We start from the raw sequence: 22,422 nt of genomic DNA, 5'->3' as shown, positions 1-22,422 counted from the left end.
CCCCTACTTCGCAAACTTCTTGGCGCCGAACACGCAGGCCACGACGCCGAGCGTGACGACCACCATCAGCGGGCTGACCTGCTCGTGCAGCAGCGTCGCCGCCAGCGCCAGGCCGAAGAAGGGCTGCAGCAACTGCAATTGTCCCACGGCGGCGATGCCGCCCTGCGCCAGCCGCGATACCAGAACACGAAGCCGATCAGCATGCTGAACAGCGAGACATAGGCCAGACCGATCCATGCGCCCGACCCGACGCCGGCGAAGGATGGCGGCAGCGTCGCAAAACTCAGTGCCAGCATGACCGGCAGCGACAGAGCAAGCGCCCAGCAGATCACCTGCCAGCCGCCGAGCCGGCGCGACAGTGCCGCACCTTCCGCATAGCCCAGCCCGCAGGCGATGATGGCGGCGAGCATCAAGCCATCACCGATCGGTGAGGCGGTGACGCCTTGGGAGAGGGCAAAACCCGCGACCAGGGCGCTGCCGAGGCATGAAAACAGCCAGAAGGCCGGGCGCGGACGATCGCCGCCGCGCAGCACGCCGAAGATCGCGGTGGCCAGCGGCAGCAGGCCGACGAAGATGATGGAATGAGCCGTGGTGACGTGCTTCAGCGCCAGCGCTGTCAGCAGCGGAAAGCCCACCACCACACCCAGCGCGACAACGACCAGCGAGATGAGGTCTCCGCGCTGCGGACGTTTCTCGCGGAACAGCAGCAGCAGGGCGATGCCAAGCAGTCCGGCAATCGCCGCGCGTGCCGATGTCAGGAAGGTCGGATCGAAATCAGTCACCGCCACGCGCGTCGCCGGCAGCGAGCCGCTGAAGATCAGCACGCCGATGAAGCCGTTGATCCAGCCCGCCAAACTCTTGTCCATGATCCGCTCCGTTTGCGCTTGCGTAGCGGTGCTGGCCATGGTGCCGCCAGAGACAATAGGGTACAATTGCGCAAAACTGTAATGGCATGCAGGGAAGTACAGATGGACACGCCCGACCCAATGCCGGCGGCGGAACGCTCGTCGAGACCGTCATGTCAGCGATCCGGCAGCGGATTGCTGCGCGCATTCTCACCCCTGGCGCGCGCTTGCCTTCGATCCGCGCCTTCGCCGGCATGATGCAGGTGTCGAAGTCGACCGTGGTCGAAGCCTATGAGCGTCTTGCCGCCGAGGGCACGATCCGCTCGCGGCCGGGCTCCGGCTTCTACGCCGCCGGTCCTCTCGCGCCGCTGTCGCTGGCCGAGATCGGCCCGCGACTGGACCGTGCCGTCGATCCGCTCTGGGTTTCGCGCCAGTCGCTTGAAGCAGGCGGCGAGATGCTGAAACCCGGCTGCGGCTGGCTGCCGGCCTCCTGGATGCCGCAGGCCGCGTTGCGCCGGGCATTGCGAGGAGCGGCGCGCGCCGACGATGCGACGCTTGCCGACTACGGCACGCCGCTCGGCCTGCCGGCGCTGCGGCAGCTGCTCGCCCGCCGCCTTTCGGCGCATGGGCTCGAGGCTTCGCCCGACCAGATCATGCTCACCGAATCCGGGACACAGGCGATCGATCTCCTGTGCCGTTTCCTGCTCGAGCCGGGCGACGCCGTGCTGGTCGACGACCCCTGCTATTTCAACTTCCATGCGCTTCTGCGTGCACACCGGGCCAAGGTCGTCGGCGTTCCCATGACGCCGTCCGGGCCCGATATCGACCTGTTCGCGCAGGCGCTGACCGAGCATCGGCCGCGCCTCTACATCACCAATTCCGCCCTTCACAATCCGACCGGCGCCGTCCTGTCGCCGGTCGTGGCGCATCGGCTGTTGAAGCTTGCCGATCAAGCGGACCTCGCCATCATCGAGGACGACATCTTCGCCGATTTCGAGCACACGCCGGCGCCGCGCCTGGCGGCGTTCGACGGCCTCGGCCGCATCGTGCAGATCGGTTCTTTTTCCAAGACACTGTCGGCTTCGATCCGTTGCGGCTTCATCGCCGCACCCCGCGACTGGATAGAAGGGCTGATCGATCTCAAGATCGCCACCACGTTCGGCGGCGGGCGACTGTCGGCGAATCTGATACTGACGCTGCTCAAGGACGGGAGCTACCGCAAACATGTCGAACAGCTGCGCGCGCGGCTGGCGCGCGCCACGGCCGAAACCGCCGCCAGGCTTAAGGCGTTAGGTATCGCGCCCTGGATCGACCAGCCAGCCGGCATGTTCTTGTGGTGCCGCCTGCCCGAGGGCATCGACGCCGCCGACGTCGCCCGCCACGCCCTGTCGGACAATGTCGTCCTGGCTCCGGGCAATGCCTTCAGCCTGTCGCACACCGCCGGCCGCTTCATGCGTTTCAACGTCGCCCAATGCGGAGATCAGCGCATCTTCAGCACGCTCGAAAAGTCGATGGCAGCATCTCATCGCAAAGCTGCATAGAGTTGGCGGATTGTCGATCGGGTGAGGTTCAGGTCAGGCCGAGTCGAAAATGGTGGTTTCTCTACGCCGGCCGTAGCCTTCATAGAGCGGAGACACTTGTGACGGCTTCGGCCGGCGAAGGCCGGCGCGTGAGCACCGGAAGCGCAGGAAGACGCCGTTTGCAGACCGGCTTCACCTGAATATCAGCAGATCCTAAGTCCCTGCCCGCTTGCGGCGCTCATACATCATGACCAGCGTTTCGGCGGTCAACGCCGGCTTCTGCTCGCCTTCGATCTCGACGGTGTTGGCGGCCTTCATCAGATACTGGCCGGGTCCGCGGTCTTCCATGGATAGCAGCGTGGTGCGCAGCCTGATGCGCGCGCCCACCTTCACCGGCGCCAGGAAGCGCACCTTATCGAAGCCGTAGTTGAAGGCGGCCTGCGTGTTCTCGGGCACGATGCCCATCTCCAGCGCCAGCGCGCCGATCATCGACAGCGTCAGATAGCCGTGCGCGATGGTGGTCCGGAACGGGCTCTGCCGTTTCGCGCGCTCCGGATCGACATGGATCCACTGATGGTCGCCGGTGCATTCGGCAAACTGGTCGATGCGGTGCTGATCGACAGTCGTCCAGTCCGATACGCCGATCTCCTGTCCGGCCATCGTCCTCAACTGCTCGAAGGTCGGCGGCGTCTTCGGCCGTGCTTCCGTCATTCCTGCTTCCCGTGGCTCTGCCCGTCTCCCGGTCCACGAACCGGCCGCCTCTGTCAATTCATCCTTCGGGTTTTGGTTAGCCCGCACGGACGTTTGCGGTCGTGCGACGGCAACGCCGCCACACAGAGGCGATCCCGAGGCCTGCAGGAAATTGGGGCAGCCTACTTCTTGTCGTAGCCGGCGCGGATTTCCGCCATTGCTTCCTTGATCCGCTCGCGCAGGATCTCGACCGATTCGGCGCCGGATTTCCTGGCCATCTCAGCCACCTCGCCGGCATTCCTCAACGCCGCATCGAAAGACTTCCTGGCAAACTCCGCCTGCCTTGCGACCAGGTCCTGTGGATTGCCAGGAACCTTGTAGTTTTGCGCCATATCGGCGATCTCGTGCAGCGCCTCCTGCACCATTTCGCGCTGCCTGGACATCATCGAAGATGCGCCGGCGGCCCCTGCTTTCACCGATTTCTCAAGCGCTTCGAGATTCTTGCGGTGATGGCTGATGATCGCCTCGACATCGACATTCGGTACCTTGAGGTCGCGGCCGAACCTGCTGAACATGTCCAGAAAAGAGTCGGATTCCGGTCGCTTGGCCATCTCACTTCCTCCCGATCCGCCTTGCGCTGCCTCAATGCATGTCGCCCAGAAGTGTGCAGCGGTTTTGCATCAAAACAAGGCCTTGAAGCGCATTGCCTGAATCCGTGTCAGCGCGATGCGCTTCAAGGGAGAATAGTGCGCGCCCAGCCCGCGTCAATCGAGGAGAAAGAGCCGCTCCGCCGTGTACAGCACCAGGCCGGCCAGTCCGCCAATCACCATGCCGTTGAAGCGGATATATTGCAGGTCCTTGCCGATGTTCATCTCGATCAGCCGCGTCAGTTGACCCAGGTCCCAGCGCTTGACCTGGTCGGCTATGAATTTCGACACGCCGCTCTTCTGGTTCTCCACGAAGGATGCCAGCGCCACGACGAAGCCCCGGTTCATGTCCGCCCTGATCCGGGCGTCGTCGGCCAGTTGGCGGCCGATCTCGACAAACATATTGGCGAGATGCGCGCGGATCGCCGAATTGGGCGCGTTGGCGTCCTGCTCGATCAAGAGCCGCAGGCTTGTCCACATGTCGCCCGCCAGCGCCTTCATCTCCGGCCGGACCAGGAAATCGCGCTTCATCTTCTCGGCGCGTCTGGCATATTGCTTGGACGTTCGCAGCCGCTCGATAAATCCTGTTGTAAAACGGTCGAACTCGGATCGCATCGGATGGTCGGGATCGGTGCGCACCTCCTCGAGCAGCGATCCGGCGGACGCGACGATCTTCTTCAAGAGATAGGCATCGGCACGAAACAGGTTGAACAGCGAAGGCAGTTCCTCGCGGATTTTTTCGCGCATCGTCGCCAAGGCCTGCTCGTCGTTCAGGAAACGTCCGACCACCCTGGTGAATTCGTCGAAGAGCTTCTGGTGGCGGCGGTCCTCGGTCATCGCCGACAGAAGCTCTGCGGCGAGCGGCGCCAGAGGCACCTTTTCGATCTGCTCAAGCATGCGGCTGGTGACGAAGTCACGTAACCCGGACTGCTCGACCGCCGCAAGGGTTTGCGGCACCAGCCGGGCGACGAACCGCGACAGGCCGGCGGCGCGTTCGGCGTCGGCCAGCCAATCGGCGACCAAAGCGGCGAAGTCGACCTCGGCGAGCTTTTCCCGCACTGGTTCCGGCGCCAGGAAATTGGCTTCGATGAAGCGGCCGAGATTGTCGGCGATGCGGTGCTGATTCTCAGGAATGATGGCGGTATGCGGGATCGGCAGCCCGAGCGGCCGCCTGAACAGTGCAACGACGGCATACCAGTCGGCCAGCCCGCCAATGGTCGCCGCTTCCGCGAAGGCAGCGACGAAACCGAGCCATGGTTGGCTGCCCTGGAAGGACTTGGCGAGCGCGAAGACGGCGATGCAAAGCGCCAGCGCCGCTGCGGCAACGGATTTGGTGCGCCTGAGCGCGGTAAGCTTGGCGGTATCGCCGCCGAAGGCAACGCTGGCCTGAACCGATTGTGACATGGTCGAGCCGCTCCTGATCAGTCTTGCGCCATATCTAGGGTGGCGTGCCGCAAAATGCCCGGTATTCAACATTCCCGTGTCCACGCACATAAAGTTGACGAGCGAATTCACCTATTATGCGAGGCTTGTCTGGAATTATTCCAAACTATGGGCCATATTCGCGGTTAAGCGATTGCTTTCATGAGGACGAAATGCGGCTGACCCGCCAGACCAACTATGCCATGCGCATCCTGATGTATTGCGCAGCCAACACGGACCGGCTGAGCCGAATCCCCGAGATTGCCACCGCCTACTCGGTGTCGGAACTGTTCCTGTTCAAGATCCTCCAGCCGCTGGTCGAGGCCGGCCTGGTCGAGACCGTGCGTGGCAGGAACGGCGGCGTCAGGCTCGGCCGCCCGGCCGAACAGATCACGCTGTTCGATGTCGTGCGCGTCACCGAAGAAAGCTTCGCCATGGCCGAATGCTTCGAGAACGACGCCGCCGAATGCCCTTTGGTCGACAGCTGCGCCTTGAATTCGGCGCTGCGTGAGGCGCTCAACGCCTTCTTCGCCGTGCTCTCCCGCTACACGATCGCCGACCTCATCGCGGCGCGCCCGAACGTGCGCAGCCTGCTTGGCATCGACCTCCTGGAGCAGCGCGCCCCGGCCGCTTGAACCGGAACGCGCCCGCGATCTCCGCGTCCGCTTCGCTGCCGCTCCGCCGGTGGATGACGAAGGCAGGAAACCGTCCCTCGCCGCCAAGCCTACGCGGCTGATTGTGGCAGCACGAAAGGCACGCTTGCCTCGGGCAGCGCGCCGACCTTCAATCGGCAGTCGAACACCTTCTCGATCAGGGCGTCGTTGAGCACGTCCTTGGGCGAACCGGCGGCTGCCAGTTGGCCGCGATGCAGCACGAACATGCGGTCGGCATACATGGCGGTCAGGTTGAGGTCGTGCAGGATGGCCACTACGCCGCCGCCCCGCCGGGCGAAATCGCGGGCGATGTTCATGATGATGAGCTGGTGCTTGACGTCGAGGCTGGAGACTGGCTCGTCGAGGAACAGATAGCGTGGCCTGCCCGCCAGCACCGGCGCCCACACCTGGCAGAGCACGCGGGCAAGCTGCACCCGTTGCTGCTCTCCGCCGGAAAGCTCCTGGTAGAAGCGCCCGGCAAAGCCGTCGAGATCGACGCGCGCCAGCGCCCGTTCCGGCAGGCGCGCATGCTCGCCTGGCAGCACGCCCGGGCACCCGCCGATCAGGCCGAGGCGAACGATCTCGCGCACGGTGAACGGGAAAGATAGCGTCGTGGATTGCGGCAGCACGGCGCGAAGCGTCGCTGCCTCCGCCGGCGTCATTGCGGACACGCTATAGCCATTGAGCGTGACCGTGCCGGTATAGGCAAGCTCGCCTGTCAGCGCCTTGAGCAGGGTCGTCTTGCCAGATCCGTTCGGCCCGACGATTGCCGTCACCTCGCCCGGCCGCGCGTCGAAATCGACATGAGACACGATGCGCTTGCCGCCAAGTGCCACCGAAATGCCGCGTGCTTCCATCATCGGCGGCTCACAGATCGACGATGCCGCGCTTGCGCAGCAGGATCCATAGGAAGAACGGCGCGCCGGCGACGGCCGTGACGATGCCGATCGGCAGTTCGGCCGGTGCGACAATGGTGCGGGCGACCGCATCGGCGAGCAGAAGCAGCGAGGCGCCGAGCAAGGCCGAAGCCGGCAGCAGGTAGCGGTTGTCCGGACCGATCGCGAGGCGCAACAGATGCGGCACGACGATGCCGATGAAGCCGATACCGCCGCTCACCGCAACCGAAGCGCCGACCGCCGCCGAAACGGCGACGATTGCCGTGTATTTCAGCCGCTGCACCGGAATGCCGAGATGGCCTGCGGTCGCCTCGCCGAGCGCCAGCGCGTTGAGACCGCGCGACAGGAACGGCATCGTCGCCAACGCGAGCACTATCGCCGGCCCGACGGTGCCGATCTTCGGCCATGTCGCCCCGGCGAGCGAGCCGAGCTGCCAGAACGTCAGGTCGCGCAACTGCCGGTCATCAGCCATGAAAATCATGACGCCGGTGAGCGCCATGGCGAGGGCTGCAATCGCCAGCCCGGCAAGCAGCATCGTGGCAACCGATGTCCTGCCCTGACGCGTGGCGACGGCATAAAGCAGCAAGGTGACAGTCATCCCGCCGAGGAACGCGGCCAGCGGTAAGGCGAGCGTGCCGAGGGCCATGGTGACGGGCGCGAACCATGTCGTGCCGAGCACGATGATCGCCACCGCGCCGAGGCTGGACCCGGCCGAGACGCCGATCAGGCCGGGATCGGCAAGCGGGTTGCGGAACAATCCCTGCATCACAGCCCCGGAGACGGCGAGCGCGGCGCCGATCAGCACGCCGAGGAGGATGCGCGGCAAGCGGATGTCGTAGACGATCAGCTGATCACGAGCCGCGAGTGCCGGATCGGCGGGCACGGTCCCGGTGAGCCAATAAAGGACAACACCCAAGCCGGACGCGTCGGAAGCGCCCGATATCAACGACAGGAGCATGGACAGTGCAAGGGCAAGCGTCAAAAGCAGGATGACCGTCCTGGCCCGCGCGGAGCCGTCGCCATCGGCTGCCATCGCCACCCTGCCCGCCGCGCCCGCGATCGACTGGTCCGCCATGACGGCCGGTCAATCCGTGACCTGATCGCCGTAGAGCGCGACCGCAAGGTCATGAATGGCTTCGGCCGTGCGCGGCCCGAAACCCAGGAGATAGCCGCCATCCATGCTGATCACCTTGCGGCCAGCACCCGCCGGTGTCGAAGCGATCGAGGGGTTGGCGAACAGCTCGTCTTCCGAAATCGGCCGTCCGGCGTTCTTCATGGCCAGGATCACGTCCGGCCGGGCGGTAACGATGGCCTCGTCCGACATCTGCTTGTAGCCGGAGAACCCCTCGACGGCGTTGATCGCGCCGGCAAGCTTGATAATGCCGGCGCCCGCCGTGTCGCTGCCCGCGGCCAGTATCTTGCCGCCCTGAGTCGACAGCACGAACAGGATGCGCTTGCGCTCCTTGATTGAAGCCGTCTGCTTCTCGGCGGCCTTCAGCTTCGCGTCCATGTCGGCCGCCAGTTTCTCGGCCTTGGCGTCGGCGCCGAGCGCCCTGCCGACAATGCGGATCTTTTCGAGAATGCCGTCATGGCTGTAGTGCTCGGGCACTTCGATGAAGGGCACGCTCGATTTCTTCAGCACGTCGACCGCTTCCTTCGGCCCGCTGCCATGGAGCGCCAGGATGCCGCTCGGATTGACCGACAGAACGCCCTCCGGCGACAGCGCACGCATATAGCCGACATCGGGCAGTTTCAGCGCGGCCTTGGGGTAATAGCTGGTCGAATCGCGGGCGATGAGATGGCCCTCCTCGCCGAGCGCATAGACGATCTCAGTGACCGAGCCGCCGATCGATGCGATCCGCGAGGGATCGGAGAACACTGTTGTACCGTCGTTGGCTCTGGCCGGCAAAGCCGCGAAAGCCAGAAGCACGCTGAGTACGGGCGCCAGTGTCAGGCGGGAACGAGAAGCAACGCGCATTGGGTTCTGCCTCATGCCGCGGTCGGGCTGGGAACGCGCGGCAGGTTTTCGGCGAGGAAGCGCCAGTCCTCCCGCTCGCCCTCGCCTTCGTGCCGCTTGCCGAAGAACTGGATGATCATGCCGCCATTGGCGTCATATGCCTCGAGCGAGGTGACATGACCGTCGTTGGTCGGCTTGCGCACCGCCCAGACTTCATGGATGTGATCGGTCCTGAGATGCAGGTGGAAGCTGTCGTCGAGCACATTGATCCATGGCCCCATCGGCTTGACCGACCTGACCGGGCCGGAATGGATCTGGATGCAGCCGCGGTTGCCAACGAAGCACATGATCGGCATCTCGCCTTCCGCTGCGTGGTGGAACATGGCGCTGACGGCGTCATTGTCGAGCAGCCATGCATAGTCCTGGCCGACCATACGCACCGCCTCGCGGCGGCTGAGTTTGAGGGTCTTCAGCATGCCGAAGAACTGATGCACGTCCGTCAGCCGGCTCCAGCGATCGCGCAGATCATCGATGCTGGCCAGCGGGCCTTGGGCCTCCCCCTCGCCTTCCGCAGCGCTTTCGGCAATCGCGATCGTCGGTTCCTGGTTCGATGATTCCAGGCTCGCCACCAATTTTTGATAGGCATAGAGATTGGACGCGGGGCGCAGATGCACCTTGTGCACCGCCTCGCCAGATGCGTCGAAGAACTGCAGGCTGCGGCGGATCTCACCACTGTCCCGCTTGTCGACGGCGAAGCCATGCGCCCACACTTTCGGGAAGATGCGCAGGTCGATGTTCTCGCCGAGCACCATGGCATTGTGGTTGCCGGTGACGACCTTGTCGTAGACCCCGATCTTTTCGTGGACGGCGCCTTCGTTGCGGGTCAGCGCCATCACCTCGCCCACTGCGTCAAGGCCGGTCAGCAGATCGCTGACACGCGGCTCGATGCGCACCGCGCCATGCCCGCAATGAGCCGCGACCAGTTCGGCTTCCGAAATGCCGAGTTGGGCTGCAAGATCGCGCTCGCGCATCTTCGGATTGTCTTCCCGCGCCCGCCGGATCTCGTCCGGCGAGAGTGTCACGCGCTGATCCATGTCTCCACCTGCCTGCTGTTGTCTGCTCGTCCTTGGCCGGCTGATCTAGTTGTTGAGGATCAGCTTGCCCTGGCGGGTGATCTTCAATCGGTAGAGCGCGCCGTGATGCTCGATGCCGATCTCATGTTCGCCCTGAAACAGCGTGTTGCTGGAGAGGGTGCGCACCGCCATCGGTACGCGCTCGAAGCGCGCCCGCGCGTCGTCGGAACGGCGCGCGCGATAGCGGAAGTCATGCGGATTGTGCGTGTTCATGGTCGGTCCCTTTCCTCTGCCGGCCCCTTCTGCGGCGGCCTCGTAAAATGGTGATTCAATTCTTGACTATAAAACTCATGTTTATTAGTCAGTGCATTACCGGAGTGAATGAGTCAACATTTATGACGCCGGACATGATCAAAAATGCGAGCGAGCGCCGTGCCAGCCAGCAGCGAGCCTGAATTATTGGAGCTGGGGCATGGGGCTGGGGAATTGGGGACGGACGGGCCAGGCGAACGCAGGCGCAGGCTACCGATCGAGTGCAAAGACAACCGCCATATTGATGGCCGGAGCAGCGGCAGTCGCGCTCATCATGCCGGCTGCGAAAGCGCAACAAGCGGCGCAGCCGGCGACCGACCAGCCGGCCGCTGAAACGAAGAATGCCGACCAGCAGGCCGCCGACGACACGACGCTGCTCGACAAGATCCTGGTCATCAGCCGCACCGGCGAAACCGCGATCCAGTCGCTGGCTTCGGCCAGCCACGTCGACCAGGAGCAGCTCGAGCGCCGCATGGCGACCACGCCGAACGAGATGCTGCTCGGTGTGCCCGGCGTCACCGTGCAGGCCGACGCGCGGCGCGTCAGCTCCAGCATCAACATCCGCGGCCTGCAGGATTTCGGCCGCGTCGCGGTGATCGTCGACGGTGCGAGGCAGGATTTTCAGCGCTCAGACCACGGCACCCAATCGACCTTCTATATCGATCCCGAACTCGTCAAATCGGTCGACGTGATCCGCGGTCCCGTCGCCAACACCTACGGCTCCGGCGCCATCGGCGGCGTCGTCTTCTTCGACACCAAGGACGCCGAGGATTTCCTGAAGCCGGATGAGACCTGGGCCGCCTCCGTCACCGGGCGCTACGAGAGCAACGGCAACGGCTGGACCACCAGTGCCAGCGGCGCCTACCGCTTCAACGAAAACTGGGATGTTCTCGGCAACATCGTCTACCGCAACTACGACGACTACAAGGACGGCGGCGGCGACACTGTCGCCGGCACCGGCTTCGATGTGCTGAGCGGGCTTCTCAAGACCACCATCCGCCCAAGCGAGAACAGCGAGCTGAAGCTCGGCTGGGTCGGCTCCAGCGATGGCTGGACGGAGACCAGCGGCGGCGTTCCGGCGAACGATGTCGACCTGAAATCCAACACATTCACGGCCCGCTACAACATCACCGACGATGCCAGGAGCTGGCTCGATCTCCACATCAACGCCTCTTACAACAAGACCGACCTCGACCTGACGACGCTGATCCCGCAGAACCGGTTCGACCCAATTACCGGCCTTCCCGTGGTGCTGCCGGCCGGCTCGTTGTCGACATTCGATGTCGGCACGACTGGCATCGACATCTGGAACACGTCGCGCTTCGACACCGCCGGCATCGCGCATGAGCTGACCTACGGCGGCGACTGGGTCGGCGACGATGTCGAGACAGGCGGCACGGCCGGCGGCGACAGCTTCTACACGCCATCGGGCAAGCGCAACGTCTCCGGCGCCTACGTCCAGGACAAGCTGACCTGGGACTGGCTCGAGGTCATCACCGGCCTGCGTTACGACAGCTACAGCCTGAAAGATTCCGACAGCGAGACATCCGGCGACCGGCTGTCGCCGCGCATCACCGTCGGCGTCTCCCCTTTCGAAAGCCCCAGCCTGGCCGGCCTGCAGTTCTACGGCACCTACGCGGAAGGCTATCGCTCGCCCTCGCTCACGGAGACGCTCATCAGCGGCAATCATCCGGCCGGTGTCACCTTCCCGTTCCTTCCCAATCCCAATTTGCGGCCCGAGACCGGCAAGACCATCGAATTCGGCGTCAATTACAAGCAGGATGATATCCTTGAGGCCAGCGATGCGCTGAGGCTGAAGGCCGCCTACTTCCGCAACAATGTCGACGACTACATCGATGGGGTCGTGCTGTCGGCGTTCGATCCGACCAGCGGCTGCCCATTCGGACCCGGCATTCCGATCTGCTTCCAGTATCAGAACTTTGCCAAGGCCAAGATCGACGGTTTCGAACTGGAAAGCGTCTACGACGCCGGCTGGGGCTATGCCGGCCTCTCCGCCTCGATCATCGACGGCTACACGATTTCGTATGAAGGCGAGCGGGCCGACCTCGCCACGATTCCGTCTTCGCAGGTCACTGGCCAGCTTGGCCTTCGCTTCCTGGAAGACAAGCTGACCGTCGGCGGCGAAGTGCAGTACAATGGCAAGCCCAAGGGCAATCCGGTCGCCAAGGACTACACGCTGGTCAATGCCTTCGCCAGCTACCAGGCGACGGACAATCTCAAGCTCGACTTCCGCGCCGACAATCTGTTCGACGTCAAATACACCAACCCGCTCAACGGAAGCACGACTGCCGTCCTTTACGAACCCGGCGTCACGCTGAAGCTGGCGGCAACCATGCGTTTTGGAGGCTGACCGGAAATGCCACGTTCAACGACATCGCTTCGTCTCCTGATCTCGGTGCTGGCGATGTCGCTTGGCCCGGCGCCGGCGTGGACCCAATCCACGCCGGCGGCGGCCCCAGTGCAGACATTGAGCTTGGAACTCAATGCCGCGCAGCCCTCGGACAAGGGCTGCCGGCTGACCTTCGTGGTCAACAACGCCCTCGGCTCCGACCTGTCCAAGGCTGCTTTCGAGATCGCGCTGTTCAACGAGGCCGGCGTCGTCGACCGCCTCACCGTGCTCGACTTCAAGGACCTGCCCGCCGGCAAGACAAAGGTCACGCGCTTCGACCTTGCCAGCGCCGATTGCGGCAAGCTCAGCCGCGTGCTGATCAACAGCGCGGCCGAATGCGCCGGCTCGGGCATCGACCCGGCAGCCTGTTTGCGCAGGCTGAAGACCTCGACCAAGACCGGCATCGCTTTCGGGGTCTGACAAGCGGTGGGGATCGAGCCGGCATTCGCGCGCGACGCCATCGCCTGGCCTCTGGCCGGCAGAGGCTTTCCGCCGCTTGCGGCAAGCGATCTTGATTTGACAATTTGTGACTGGTCGCGGCAGCTTTCGGCCCGCGCCATGCAGGACACCACCGAAACTTCCGACACCAGCAGCGAATTGACGGCAGCTCCGGGCGAGCCTCTAGCGCGACCAAGCGCGCCGGAGAGGAGCTTCAAATGGGGTGCTGCGATCGGCGCGTCGGGCTCGCTCCATGCGGCATTGGCGGCCGCGTTCTTGATTGCGCCTGCCGCAACGTTGGACTTCCAGGACGCCATGAACGCGGAAGGCGCCGATCGAGCGGGCTCGAGCGTAGTCGGCAGCGCCACGGATGGGCAATTGCCGGGCTCGGTCAACGTTTCCCTGGTGCCTCCGCAACCGGCTAGACCTCAGCCGCCTGCACCGTCAGTCAACGCTTCTCAGCTACGACCATCGACGGCCGTTGTCTCTCAGCCGGCAGCGCAACCCCTCAAACAGCCACGTGCGGCCACTGACATATTGGCTGCCGGAACGACGCGAAGTGATCTTCAAAGCCCCGCTCCGACAAGCGCGGCGGCAGTGCCTCCAACCAGCAATCGGAAAGCGCTGAACCCGACTACACGGGTCAGCCGCCCATCCCAACGGCAAGGCCGAGCGCATCACAAGGATCCGGCTCCGCAAGCAGGACAGCCGACGCGCGCGGCACTGCGGACGGCAAAGAAGTCAAAGCGTCGATCGCCAGCAAAGGCAAGGCAAGCACTGCGACTGGCGACGCGGCCAAGTCGCGATACAGCGGCGAGGTCGCGAACAAGCTTGCTCGGGCAAATCGTCGGGTTTCGAAAGCGGCGCAAACCAAGGCCCGGAACAACGCCACCGTGAGTTTCGTGGTTCTCGCCAACGGCAGCGTCACGGAGTTGCAACTCGCCAAGAGCTCGGGCTCGCCCGAACTCGATCAATTCGCCTTGAACCTGGTGCGTCAGCAGGCCCCCTTTCCGCCCATCCCGCCGGAGATTGGGATTTCAAGCTGGCGCTTCAGAGCCCCAATAGGCCCGTACGGAACGGCCGATCAGTAAACATCGCCAAGGAACATTCAATGTACATCGCCATGAACCGCTTCAAGGTCCAGAACGGCTCGGAGGAAGCCTTCGAGGATGTCTGGAAAAGCCGGGACTCCAGCCTCTCCGAAATGAAAGGCTTCAAGGAGTTCCACCTGCTGCGCGGCCCGGTCAACGAGACCGAAGGCTATACGTTGTTCGCCTCGCACACCGTCTGGGCGAGCCAGGAAGATTTCGTCGCCTGGACCAAGTCGGAGAACTTCCGCGCCGCCCATCGCAACGCCGGCACCACCAAGGTGCACTATCTCGGCCATCCCCAGTTCGAGGGCTTTTCGGTCGTCGAAGGCGCCTGATACGCGCCTCCGACAAACGAGATCGTTCGAGTTGGCTATGCGGCCGCAAGCAGGCTGGCATTGCCGCCAGCCGCCGTCGTATCGACGCAGACCGCGCGCTCATGCGCATAGGCGGCCGGGTTGAGCACCTCCGTGACCACCGGCACGATCGGGCCGGCGCGCTCGGCAATGACCTTGCGCACGACGCGCGATGTTTCCGGCGTGCCGGAGAAGGCCACGACATCGACCTTCAGCGATCGCGCCTCGACCGGATCGGGACGGCCGTCGATCGCGGCGAGCGGCAGGCCCTTGCCGGTCAGCGCCGACAGTGCCGCCGGTGCGCCTGGGGCAACCGCCAGCACCGCATTGCCGGCGGCTAAGGCCTGGATTGTTTGCGCAAGCAAGGTGTCGGCATCCGGACCGAGGCAGAGCACCCGGCCGCGCGGCGACAGCGACAGCGTGTTGGCCTCACCGGTTGGACCCGGCAGATCGACCTGGCCGAAATCGAGGCTGGCGGCAGCGGCGATGGCCGCGGCGCCCTTGCCACGTAAATGCTTCCGCAGGATCGCAACGCGGTCGGGCCGCGCCGACCAGCCGCCCAGCGTCGGATCCGGCAGATTGTCGGCGAGCTCGGTGGCAGTGACCTTGTGGCCTTCGCCAAGCTCGGTGCCGGCCTCCGGTCCTTTGCGGAAGCGCCGCAGATAGTGCGGGCCGCCGGCCTTCGGCCCGGTGCCCGACAGCCCCTCGCCGCCGAACGGCTGCGACCCGACGACGGCGCCGATCTGGTTGCGGTTGACATAGATGTTGCCGGCATGGATGCCGTCGACGAAGTGCTGGACACGGCCTTCAATGCGGGTGTGCAGGCCGAAGGTCAGGCCGTAGCCCTTGCGGTTGATGGCGGCAATGACCGCATCGATCTCGTCGGCATCGAATGTGGCGACGTGCAGCACCGGGCCGAACACCTCGCGCTCCATCTCCTCGATGCCTTTGACCCGCAAAACATGCGGCGCGACGAAGCGGCCGCTCTTCGGCGCTTCCAGCTTGGCGACGAGGCGGCCTTCCAGCCCCTTCTTGATGCAATAGTCGCGGATCGAGCCTTGCGCCTCCTCGTCGATGACTGGACCGACATCGGTCGAGATCAGCCAGGGATCGCCGACATTCAGCGCCTCCATCGCGCCCTTCAGCATTTCCAGCATCTTCTTCTCGACGTCCTTCTGGACATAGAGGATGCGCAACGCCGAGCAACGCTGGCCGGCGCTCTGGAAGGACGACGCCAGGATGTCGCGCACCGCCTGCTCGGGCAGTGCGGTGGAATCGACGATCATGGCGTTCAAACCACCGGTCTCGGCGATCAGCATGGCGTCGTGCGCGGCGGTGTCGGCCAGTTGCTTCTCGATCAGCTTGGCGACCTCGGTCGAGCCGGTGAAGCACACGCCGGCAATGCGCGGGTCAGCGGTGAGCGGCGCGCCGACCGTCGGGCCATCGCCCGGCAGCAGTTGGATGACATCCTCCGGCACGCCGGCCTGGCGCAGCATCTCCACGGCGCGGAAGGCGATCAGCGGCGTCTGCTCGGCGGGCTTGGCAATCACCGAGTTGCCGGTCACGAGCGCAGCCGCGATCTGGCCGGTGAAGATCGCCAGCGGGAAATTCCACGGCGAGATGCAGACGATTGCCCCGCGCGCCTCGGTACCCGCCTCGGCACCGGCCGCCTCGGCCGCGTAATAGCGCAGGAAGTCGACCGCCTCGCGCACCTCGGCGACGCCGTCGGCGAGCGACTTGCCGGCCTCGCGGGTGGCGAGCGCGAAGAACTCGGCGGCATTGGCCTCGTAAAGGTCGGCGGCGCGGTTGAGAATCGCGGCGCGCTCGGCGACCGGACGCTTTGCCCAGGCCGGCTGCGCTTCGACCGCGATGCGCACGGCGGTCGTCACCTGCTTGGCTGCTGCCTCGTGCACCGTGCCGACGATCTCGTCCGGCTTGGCCGGATTGATGATCTTCCGCTGCTCGCCATAGCCTGCAGCGCGTGTAACCGGCTTGGCATGCCAGCGATCCGGTCCGGCAAACTCGGCTCTGGCCTTCTCGATCGCGGCGAGCGTGACGATATCGGTGATATCGTATCCCTTGGAATTGCGTCGTCCACCGCCGAAGATTGCGGCCGGTCGGGCGATCGCGGGATTCGCGGCCGCGCCCTGGCTTTCCACCGTCTCCAGCGGATCGCGGGCGATCTCCTCCGGCTCGACCTCCTCATCGGTCAGTTGATGCACGAAAGACGAGTTGGCGCCGTTTTCCAACAGCCGCCGCACCAGATAGGCGAGCAGGTCCGAATGCGCGCCGACTGGCGCGTAGATACGGCAGCGGGTCCTTTCGGCCTGTCGCACCGTCTCGTGCAGCGCCTCGCCCATGCCGTGCAGGCGCTGGAATTCGAAGGAATCGCGATCCTTTGCCATCGAAAGAATGGCGGCGACCGTGTGCGCATTATGGGTAGCGAATTGCGGATAGATGCGGTCGGTCATCGACAGCAGCTTCCTCGCACAGGCGAGATAGGAAACGTCGGTGTTGGCCTTGCGTGTGAAGACGGGATAGCCGGCAAGGCCAAGCGTCTGCGCGCGCTTGATCTCGGTGTCCCAATAGGCGCCCTTGACCAGCCGCACCATGATCTTGCGGTCATGCTTTTTCGCCAGCGCATGGAGCCAGTCGATGACGAATGCCGCGCGCGGCCCGTAAGCCTGGACGACGACGCCGAAGCCATCCCAGCCGGCGAGTTCCGGCTCGGCCAGCACGCGTTCGATCACGTCGAGCGACAGATCGAGGCGGTCGGCTTCTTCGGCGTCGATGTTCAGGCCCATGCGCGAATGCCGCGCCGCCAACGCCAGCGAAAGCAGCCGCTCGGCCATGACCGGCAGCATCTTCTCTTTCTGCGCCACCTCGTAGCGCGGATGCAGCGCGGAGAGCTTGACCGAAATGCCGTGGTTGTAACGGATGTCGGGCCCGTTCGAACCGGCGTCCAGCGAGGAGATCGCATCCGCATAGGCCTTGTGATAGCGCAGCGCGTCTGCCTCGGTGCGGGCCGCCTCGCCCAGCATGTCGAAGGAATAGAGATAACCCTTCTGCGTCATCGACCGGCCGCGCTTGACCGCCTCGGCGATGGTGCGCCCGAGCACGAACTGCTCGCCCATCTCGCGCATCGCCGCCGCCACTGCCTTGCGGATAACCGGCTCGCCCAGCCTGCGCACCATGGCGCGCAGCGTGCCCTCGATACCGCCCTCGCCTTCGTCGAGCACGCGGCCGGTCAGCATCAATGCCCAGGTCGAGGCGTTGACGAAGATCGAGCTCGAGCTGCCGGAATGCGACGACCAGTCATGCGGCGCGATCTTGTCGGCGATAAGATCGTCCATCGTCTCGGCGTCGGGGACGCGCAGCAGCGCCTCGGCCAGGCACATCAGCGCCACGCCTTCCTTGGTCGAAAGGCCATAGGCCGACAGGAACACCTCCATCAGCCTCGGATCGGTAGAGCCGCGCACCGCGCGCACCAGATCGGCGGCCCGGGCCGAGATCGCCTTCCGGTCGGCCGCCGACAGTTCTGCCGCCTCGGAGAGCCGTTTCACGGCCTCGTCTTCGTCGGGAAGGTAGTTGGAACGGATCTGCTGGCGGATGGCATCGAGCGGCATGTCGGGTCCATAGGGCGAGCGTTGGGGGTCGATCTGGCGGGCGCCGGACCGAATGGCGCAAGCTAGCACAATTGGAAATTTCAGCCGGTCCAAAGAAGTCGACATGGCAGTCCGTTTGAACTATCATGAGCGTTCAATTCCCTTCAGTTCGGCCACGACATTGATGACTGCAGATCAATTGGACCGCATCGATCGCAACATACTGTCGGCGCTCGGACGCGACGGCCGGCTTTCCATGTCGGAGCTGGCGGGCAAGGTCGGGCTGTCGAAGACGCCGGTGCAGGCACGGGTGAAGCGGCTGGAGAAGGACGGCTACATAAAGGGCTATCGCGCGGTCATCGATCGCGAGCGCATGGGTGAAGGCCACGTCGCCTTTGTCCAAGTGAAGCTGTCGGACACCCGTTCGGCAGCGCTGGACGCTTTCAATCGCGCGGTGCAGTCGGTGCCGGAGATCGAGCAATGCCACATGATGGCGTCGAGCTTCGACTATCTGCTGAAGGTTCGCACTACCGACATAGCCGCCTATCGCCGCGTGCTCGGCGAACGCATCTCGGCGCTGCCCCACGTCGCCCAGACCTCGACCTTCGTGGCGATGGAGACGGTGAAGGATCGCTAGGCTACTGCGAGAGGGTCTTAAGGAACGCCACCAGCGCCGCCAGCTCGCGGTCCGAGAGCTCAAGGGGATGTATCTCAGATGTCCCCTCGACACTCGTCGGCGCCTTCGAGTAGTGCGCGACCACCTCGTCGAGCGACGCAAGCTGTCCGGCATGCATGTAGGGTGGACGGGTGGCTGCTCCGCGCAGCGACGGCGTCTTATAGGCGCGCACGAGTTGAGGCCCATCCTTGACCATGAAACGCAGCTCGCGGCAGGCGCTGGCGTCGCCGTCACGGAACTTGCCGAAGCAGTTGAACGGATCGGCCGCGACCTGCGCGACCGCATCGACCCGGCCGCGATCCGGAGGCAGGTCCTTCACCGGCGCCACACCCGTATTGTGGAAAGAGTTATCGGTGAAGCGCGGCCCGTTGTGGCAGGTGACGCAATTCGCCTTGCCGATGAACAGCTTCAGCCCGAGGATTTCCTCCGGCGAAAACGCGGCATCGCCCTGCGGTTCGGTGCCGGTCGCGACATCGATGGCGAAGCGGTCGAAACGCGTCTGCGCAGGCTCGATCGACCGCTCGAAGGCCGCGATCGCCTTGCCGATATTGGCAAAGACGCGGTTGACGTCGTCGGCCTGGTTGGCGGGCATGGCATTCCACGCCGCCTTCTCCGCCTCAGTGCCGAGCGGGCTGGCATTGGCCGGCACGGTGGAAAGATCGGGAAGCGGCCCGAAGATCCGCTCGTAGCGCTCGCCGAACCGGTTCTTGATGTAATGCGCGAAGGCGGCGCGGTTTCCGGCCTGCTCCAGCGGGTTTTCGAGCGGCGTCAGCGCTTGTGCCCACAGGCTGTCGCGCCGTCCGTCCCAGAAGAACCATGGATCGCGCGCCACGCCGGCGAGCGGCATGGTGCGCCGGTTGGTGTGGCCGACGCCGACCGCCCGCGGCAGGTCGTCCTGAAATTGGCGGTCGATCTTGTGGCATGTCGAGCAGGACACCGTGCCGTCGCGGCTCATGCCGACATCGAAGAACAGGGTCGACCCGAGCGCGGCCGCCGCCGGCACGTCGGCATATTGGTTCGTGCTGTCGGGCTTAGGCGCCGGCAGCGTGTTCAGCGCCAGCGATGTGATGGTCTTCTTCTCGGCATCGCTGAACTGAGGTTCCTTGCAGCCGCCAAGCAAGGCGAGCGCAGCCAGGGCGGCCAGGCTTGCGACGCGGGCGAGACGCCTCATCGGCCGCTCACAACACGATGTTGAAGACGACGGAATCAGATCCCGCCGCCGCCGAGATGGCGAAGCGCAGCTGCCACCAGCCGCTCATGGAGAATTTGACGCCGTCGATGCGATATCGGCCAGCTCCCAGATAGTCGGTCGCCTGCGGACTGGTCGGCAGGCCGTGATTGTGCTGCGGCATGCCGCCGGAAACGGTGATGGCGGCACCCTCGACCGGCGCGCCGGCGGCGGTCTTCAGCGTCAGCAGCCACGACTGCAACTCGCCCTGCCGGATCACCCCACGCTCCGGTTCGAAGCTCGCGACGAACAGGCCGCTCGCCGTCTTCTTCGAACGCGCCGTCTCCGGTCCAGGCGCGGGTCGCGGCGCCGTCAGATAGACCACGGCCAGGATGCCAACGAGCAAGGCGGCCAGACCGAGGCCTGCGAGAGTGTAACGCCATAGTGATGCCAAACCGGTTCCTCTTCGGCTGATAACGTCACGGGCCGCATGCTGCGTCCCGCCCCTGCCTGTGGGAAATCGCTTGTGGCGCAAAAATCGGCCTCAGCCAAGCATGGCGCTGCCGATTGCAAAAAGCTACAGCAACAAGGCATCAGGAGAAAAGAGTCACATGGCTGCCAGAGGTGTCGCGTCGATCGGCGAATGCATGCTTGAACTGTCGGGACAGGCAGGCCCGAATTGGCGCATGGGCTTTGCCGGTGACACCTTCAACACATTGTGGGCGCTGCATGCGCTCACTCCAGAGCGCCCCGCGAACTATGTCTCGGCCTTCGGCGATGATCCCTTCTCCAAAGAGCAGATTGAATTTTTCGCTCAAAACGGCATCGGCATCGGCGACAGCCCGGTCATTGCCGGTGCAAGGCCGGGCCTCTACGCCATCACCCTCACCGGAGCCGAGCGTGCCTTCACTTACTGGCGAAGCGATGCGGCGGCGCGGCGGCTCGCCTCCGACCCGGCCGCATTGACGAAAAGTCTTGCAAACCAGGCTCTTGTATATTTTTCCGGAATCACTTTGGGAATTCTGGACGATGCGGCGCGCAAGACTTTGCTCGCGGCTATTGCAACGGCTCGCGCGGCTGGCTCGCTCGTTGCTTTCGATCCCAACTATCGCCCCCGGCTGTGGCAAAGCCGCGAGGCGGCTCAGGCCGCAGTCCTGGAAGCGCTCGCCGTCACCGACATCGCGCTCCCGACTTTCCCTGACGAGCAGATGCTGTTCGGAGACGAGACGCCGCAAGCCACCGCCGAGCGTCTCGAGAAGCTGGTCAATGAGGTTGTCGTCAAGAATGGCGAGCAGCCGGCGTTGGTTGCCGTGAACAAAGCATCGCAATCGGTTGAGGCAGTCCATGTCGCGGCGCCGATCGACACGACCGGCGCCGGCGATTCCTTCAACGGTGGCTATCTCGCCGCGCGGCTGGCCGGCGTTGCGCCGACCGGCGCGGCTCGACGCGCACACCAGGTAGCTGCCGCTGTCGTTCAGGTGCGCGGTGCGCTGGCGCCGTTCGAGACGCTGACAGCTGCCTTTGAGCACTGATATCTGTTGGAACCGAAGCGGAGCGTACTTAGCGCACGTCAACACCGGAAGCGCAGGAAGCCGCCATTCGCAGGCCGACTTCAATAGGCCTCAAGGCAGGCGGAAACGAAACTCCGTCACCTGATGATAGATCTGCCCCGGCCACAGCGTGGCCTGCGGGAAATAAGGCCGGTTCGGCGCGTCAGGCCAGGCCTGCGCTTCGAGGCAGAAGCCCGAAAACGGTTTGTAGCGGCGTCCATCGAGCCCTGGCGATGCGGGGGCCACATACTGGCCGATATAGAGCTGCAGGCCGGGCTCGGTGGTCCAGACCTCCATCTCGACACCGGAATTGGCGCCTTGCGCCCAGGCCGCCTGGTGGAGTGGTCCACGGCTGGAGGCGAGGCAGAAATTCACATCATAGGGAAGCTGCTCGCCTTCCGTTTCCATGCGCAACGGCCGCGCCTGGCGGAAGTCGTAGGGCGTGCCGTCGACAGGCTTCACCACGCCGGTCGGGATCATCTCGCCATCGACGGGAGTGTAGGCTCCGGCATTGAGCATCAGCCGATGGTCGAGGATGTCCCCGGCCCCGCCATCGTCGAGATTGAAGTAGGAGTGCTGCGCAAGGTTGCAGAGCGTCGGTTCCTCGCAGGTCGCGGTCAGTTCCATGCTGAGCGTGCCGGGAATCTTCAGCCGGTAGGTGCAGGTGACATCCAGAGCGCCGGGAAATCCCATCGTGCCGTCCGGGTCGTGCAGCGTCAGCGTCACGAAATCGCGGCCATGCAGCGAGACGGTCCATGGGCGCCGGAAATATCCCTCCGAGCCACCATGCAACGTGTGCTTGCCGAGGAAGTTGGGCTCGGTCTGATAGCGGTTGCCGGCGATGGTGAAGCGGCCGTCGCGGATGCGGTTGGCGTAGCGGCCGACCACCGCGCCGAAGAAGGCGCGGTCGGTTTCGTAGGGCTCGAAACGGTCGTAGCCCAGAACCAGCGGCGCGTCATGGCCGGCGAGCCGCAGATCCTGGATGATCGCGCCGAGCCCGATGATGTTGGCGGTCAGCCCGCCGCCGCGAATGGCAAAGCGGCGTACGTCCTCGCCAGTCTGCGTCGTGCCGAAGACCTCGCCGTCCTTCATCGCCATGCCCGAAATGTCAGTTCG

General features: G+C 64.7%; 20 protein-coding genes and 1 pseudogene. 8 read left to right on the top strand and 13 right to left on the bottom strand.

Annotated features, from left to right (window positions below; translation table 11 throughout):
- Positions 1-3: 3 nt before the first annotated feature.
- Positions 4-866, bottom strand: a pseudogene (locus EJ074_RS27540) (DMT family transporter).
- A 152-nt stretch (positions 867-1,018) separates the two neighbouring features.
- On the opposite strand from EJ074_RS27540, the gene EJ074_RS27535 reads away from it, so the two are divergent.
- The gene (locus EJ074_RS27535) at positions 1,019-2,386 is read left to right on the top strand and encodes a PLP-dependent aminotransferase family protein (protein WP_348626980.1); all 1,368 of its coding nucleotides are present in this window, start codon (positions 1,019-1,021) and stop codon (positions 2,384-2,386) included.
- A 192-nt stretch (positions 2,387-2,578) separates the two neighbouring features.
- Here the strand turns inward: EJ074_RS27535 and EJ074_RS27530 are convergent, their stop codons facing one another.
- The 3 genes from EJ074_RS27530 to EJ074_RS27520 form a co-directional block, all read right to left on the bottom strand.
- Positions 2,579-3,076, bottom strand: coding sequence for a MaoC family dehydratase (locus EJ074_RS27530; RefSeq protein WP_095807154.1), 498 nt, complete (start codon positions 3,074-3,076; stop codon positions 2,579-2,581).
- A 161-nt stretch (positions 3,077-3,237) separates the two neighbouring features.
- Positions 3,238-3,666 (bottom strand): phasin family protein, encoded by a 429-nt coding sequence (locus tag EJ074_RS27525; RefSeq protein WP_095807153.1) that lies wholly within the window; start codon positions 3,664-3,666, stop codon positions 3,238-3,240.
- Between the two features lie 153 nt (positions 3,667-3,819).
- The gene (locus tag EJ074_RS27520) at positions 3,820-5,106 is read right to left on the bottom strand and encodes a DUF445 domain-containing protein (protein ID WP_095807262.1); all 1,287 of its coding nucleotides are present in this window, start codon (positions 5,104-5,106) and stop codon (positions 3,820-3,822) included.
- A gap of 191 nt (positions 5,107-5,297) precedes the next feature.
- Here EJ074_RS27520 and rirA point away from each other — a divergent pair, with 191 nt between their 5' ends.
- Complete coding sequence (gene rirA / locus EJ074_RS27515) at positions 5,298-5,759, top strand: iron-responsive transcriptional regulator RirA (RefSeq protein ID WP_095807152.1); 462 nt, start codon at positions 5,298-5,300, stop codon at positions 5,757-5,759.
- An 89-nt stretch (positions 5,760-5,848) separates the two neighbouring features.
- On the opposite strand, the gene EJ074_RS27510 is transcribed toward rirA, so the two are convergent.
- From EJ074_RS27510 to hemP, 5 genes are read right to left on the bottom strand one after another with little or no spacing between them, the layout of a single operon-like run.
- The gene (locus tag EJ074_RS27510; RefSeq protein ID WP_095807151.1) at positions 5,849-6,637 is read right to left on the bottom strand and encodes a heme ABC transporter ATP-binding protein; all 789 of its coding nucleotides are present in this window, start codon (positions 6,635-6,637) and stop codon (positions 5,849-5,851) included.
- Positions 6,638-6,644: 7 nt separating this feature from the next.
- The gene (locus tag EJ074_RS27505) at positions 6,645-7,748 is read right to left on the bottom strand and encodes an iron ABC transporter permease (RefSeq protein ID WP_129553895.1); all 1,104 of its coding nucleotides are present in this window, start codon (positions 7,746-7,748) and stop codon (positions 6,645-6,647) included.
- A gap of 9 nt (positions 7,749-7,757) precedes the next feature.
- Positions 7,758-8,651, bottom strand: a complete 894-nt coding sequence (locus tag EJ074_RS27500) for a hemin ABC transporter substrate-binding protein (protein WP_245454753.1) — start codon at positions 8,649-8,651, stop codon at positions 7,758-7,760.
- An 11-nt stretch (positions 8,652-8,662) separates the two neighbouring features.
- The gene (locus EJ074_RS27495) at positions 8,663-9,724 is read right to left on the bottom strand and encodes a hemin-degrading factor (protein ID WP_095807148.1); all 1,062 of its coding nucleotides are present in this window, start codon (positions 9,722-9,724) and stop codon (positions 8,663-8,665) included.
- Between the two features lie 45 nt (positions 9,725-9,769).
- Positions 9,770-9,976 (bottom strand): hemin uptake protein HemP, encoded by a 207-nt coding sequence (gene hemP, locus EJ074_RS27490; RefSeq protein WP_095807147.1) that lies wholly within the window; start codon positions 9,974-9,976, stop codon positions 9,770-9,772.
- A 199-nt stretch (positions 9,977-10,175) separates the two neighbouring features.
- Between hemP and EJ074_RS27485 the strand changes: the two genes are divergently transcribed.
- The 4 genes from EJ074_RS27485 (at position 10,176) to EJ074_RS27470 (ending at position 14,289) form a co-directional block, all read left to right on the top strand.
- A complete protein-coding gene (locus EJ074_RS27485) occupies positions 10,176-12,386 on the top strand; it encodes a TonB-dependent hemoglobin/transferrin/lactoferrin family receptor (protein WP_129553893.1) in 2,211 nt (736 codons plus the stop codon).
- Between the two features lie 6 nt (positions 12,387-12,392).
- Entirely contained in the window at positions 12,393-12,845 is a 453-nt protein-coding gene (locus EJ074_RS27480; protein ID WP_095807146.1) for a hypothetical protein, read from the top strand.
- A gap of 671 nt (positions 12,846-13,516) precedes the next feature.
- Positions 13,517-13,954 (top strand): energy transducer TonB, encoded by a 438-nt coding sequence (locus EJ074_RS30485; protein ID WP_348627033.1) that lies wholly within the window; start codon positions 13,517-13,519, stop codon positions 13,952-13,954.
- Between the two features lie 20 nt (positions 13,955-13,974).
- Entirely contained in the window at positions 13,975-14,289 is a 315-nt protein-coding gene (locus EJ074_RS27470; RefSeq protein ID WP_095807145.1) for an antibiotic biosynthesis monooxygenase, read from the top strand.
- Positions 14,290-14,324: 35 nt separating this feature from the next.
- On the opposite strand, the gene putA is transcribed toward EJ074_RS27470, so the two are convergent.
- Complete coding sequence (putA, locus tag EJ074_RS27465) at positions 14,325-17,933, bottom strand: bifunctional proline dehydrogenase/L-glutamate gamma-semialdehyde dehydrogenase PutA (RefSeq protein ID WP_095807144.1); 3,609 nt, start codon at positions 17,931-17,933, stop codon at positions 14,325-14,327.
- Positions 17,934-18,096: 163 nt separating this feature from the next.
- Here putA and EJ074_RS27460 point away from each other — a divergent pair, with 163 nt between their 5' ends.
- Entirely contained in the window at positions 18,097-18,549 is a 453-nt protein-coding gene (locus EJ074_RS27460; protein WP_095807143.1) for an Lrp/AsnC ligand binding domain-containing protein, read from the top strand.
- A gap of 1 nt (position 18,550) precedes the next feature.
- Here EJ074_RS27460 and EJ074_RS27455 read toward each other — a convergent pair whose 3' ends face one another.
- Both EJ074_RS27455 and EJ074_RS27450 read right to left on the bottom strand, forming a co-directional pair.
- The gene (locus EJ074_RS27455) at positions 18,551-19,759 is read right to left on the bottom strand and encodes a cytochrome c peroxidase (RefSeq protein ID WP_095807142.1); all 1,209 of its coding nucleotides are present in this window, start codon (positions 19,757-19,759) and stop codon (positions 18,551-18,553) included.
- Positions 19,760-19,766: 7 nt separating this feature from the next.
- Positions 19,767-20,210, bottom strand: coding sequence for a FixH family protein (locus EJ074_RS27450; protein ID WP_095807141.1), 444 nt, complete (start codon positions 20,208-20,210; stop codon positions 19,767-19,769).
- 157 nt (positions 20,211-20,367) lie between these two features.
- On the opposite strand from EJ074_RS27450, the gene EJ074_RS27445 reads away from it, so the two are divergent.
- On the top strand, positions 20,368-21,288 hold the full coding sequence (locus EJ074_RS27445) for a sugar kinase (protein WP_095807260.1): 921 nt from the start codon (positions 20,368-20,370) through the stop codon (positions 21,286-21,288).
- 90 nt (positions 21,289-21,378) lie between these two features.
- Here EJ074_RS27445 and EJ074_RS27440 read toward each other — a convergent pair whose 3' ends face one another.
- Entirely contained in the window at positions 21,379-22,404 is a 1,026-nt protein-coding gene (locus EJ074_RS27440) for an aldose epimerase family protein (RefSeq protein WP_095807140.1), read from the bottom strand.
- Positions 22,405-22,422: the final 18 nt, after the last annotated feature.

It is taken from the genome of Mesorhizobium sp. M3A.F.Ca.ET.080.04.2.1, assembly GCF_003952525.1.
In the GTDB taxonomy this organism is placed as follows: domain Bacteria; phylum Pseudomonadota; class Alphaproteobacteria; order Rhizobiales; family Rhizobiaceae; genus Mesorhizobium.
The sequence above is the reverse complement of the archived record's forward strand: the minus strand, read 5'-3'. Positions and strand labels throughout refer to the sequence as shown.

What these genes read in the sequence shown, in the direction of transcription:
- EJ074_RS27440 (WP_095807140.1), bottom strand. Translation starts at nt 22,404, where the DNA reads ATGGCGATGAAGGACGGCGAGGTCTTCGGCACGACGCAGACTGGCGAG.
- EJ074_RS27500 (WP_245454753.1), bottom strand. Translation starts at nt 8,651, where the DNA reads ATGCGCGTTGCTTCTCGTTCCCGCCTGACACTGGCGCCCGTACTCAGC.
- EJ074_RS27520 (WP_095807262.1), bottom strand. Translation starts at nt 5,106, where the DNA reads ATGTCACAATCGGTTCAGGCCAGCGTTGCCTTCGGCGGCGATACCGCC.
- EJ074_RS27505 (WP_129553895.1), bottom strand. Translation starts at nt 7,748, where the DNA reads ATGGCGGACCAGTCGATCGCGGGCGCGGCGGGCAGGGTGGCGATGGCA.
- EJ074_RS27455 (WP_095807142.1), bottom strand. Translation starts at nt 19,759, where the DNA reads ATGAGGCGTCTCGCCCGCGTCGCAAGCCTGGCCGCCCTGGCTGCGCTC.
- EJ074_RS27470 (WP_095807145.1), top strand. Translation starts at nt 13,975, where the DNA reads ATGTACATCGCCATGAACCGCTTCAAGGTCCAGAACGGCTCGGAGGAA.
- putA (WP_095807144.1), bottom strand. Translation starts at nt 17,933, where the DNA reads ATGCCGCTCGATGCCATCCGCCAGCAGATCCGTTCCAACTACCTTCCC.
- EJ074_RS27510 (WP_095807151.1), bottom strand. Translation starts at nt 6,637, where the DNA reads ATGATGGAAGCACGCGGCATTTCGGTGGCACTTGGCGGCAAGCGCATC.
- EJ074_RS27525 (WP_095807153.1), bottom strand. Translation starts at nt 3,666, where the DNA reads ATGGCCAAGCGACCGGAATCCGACTCTTTTCTGGACATGTTCAGCAGG.
- EJ074_RS27445 (WP_095807260.1), top strand. Translation starts at nt 20,368, where the DNA reads ATGGCTGCCAGAGGTGTCGCGTCGATCGGCGAATGCATGCTTGAACTG.
- EJ074_RS27480 (WP_095807146.1), top strand. Translation starts at nt 12,393, where the DNA reads ATGCCACGTTCAACGACATCGCTTCGTCTCCTGATCTCGGTGCTGGCG.
- hemP (WP_095807147.1), bottom strand. Translation starts at nt 9,976, where the DNA reads ATGAACACGCACAATCCGCATGACTTCCGCTATCGCGCGCGCCGTTCC.
- EJ074_RS27535 (WP_348626980.1), top strand. Translation starts at nt 1,019, where the DNA reads ATGTCAGCGATCCGGCAGCGGATTGCTGCGCGCATTCTCACCCCTGGC.
- EJ074_RS27460 (WP_095807143.1), top strand. Translation starts at nt 18,097, where the DNA reads ATGACTGCAGATCAATTGGACCGCATCGATCGCAACATACTGTCGGCG.
- EJ074_RS27485 (WP_129553893.1), top strand. Translation starts at nt 10,176, where the DNA reads ATGGGGCTGGGGAATTGGGGACGGACGGGCCAGGCGAACGCAGGCGCA.
- EJ074_RS27530 (WP_095807154.1), bottom strand. Translation starts at nt 3,076, where the DNA reads ATGACGGAAGCACGGCCGAAGACGCCGCCGACCTTCGAGCAGTTGAGG.
- EJ074_RS27495 (WP_095807148.1), bottom strand. Translation starts at nt 9,724, where the DNA reads ATGGATCAGCGCGTGACACTCTCGCCGGACGAGATCCGGCGGGCGCGG.
- rirA (WP_095807152.1), top strand. Translation starts at nt 5,298, where the DNA reads ATGCGGCTGACCCGCCAGACCAACTATGCCATGCGCATCCTGATGTAT.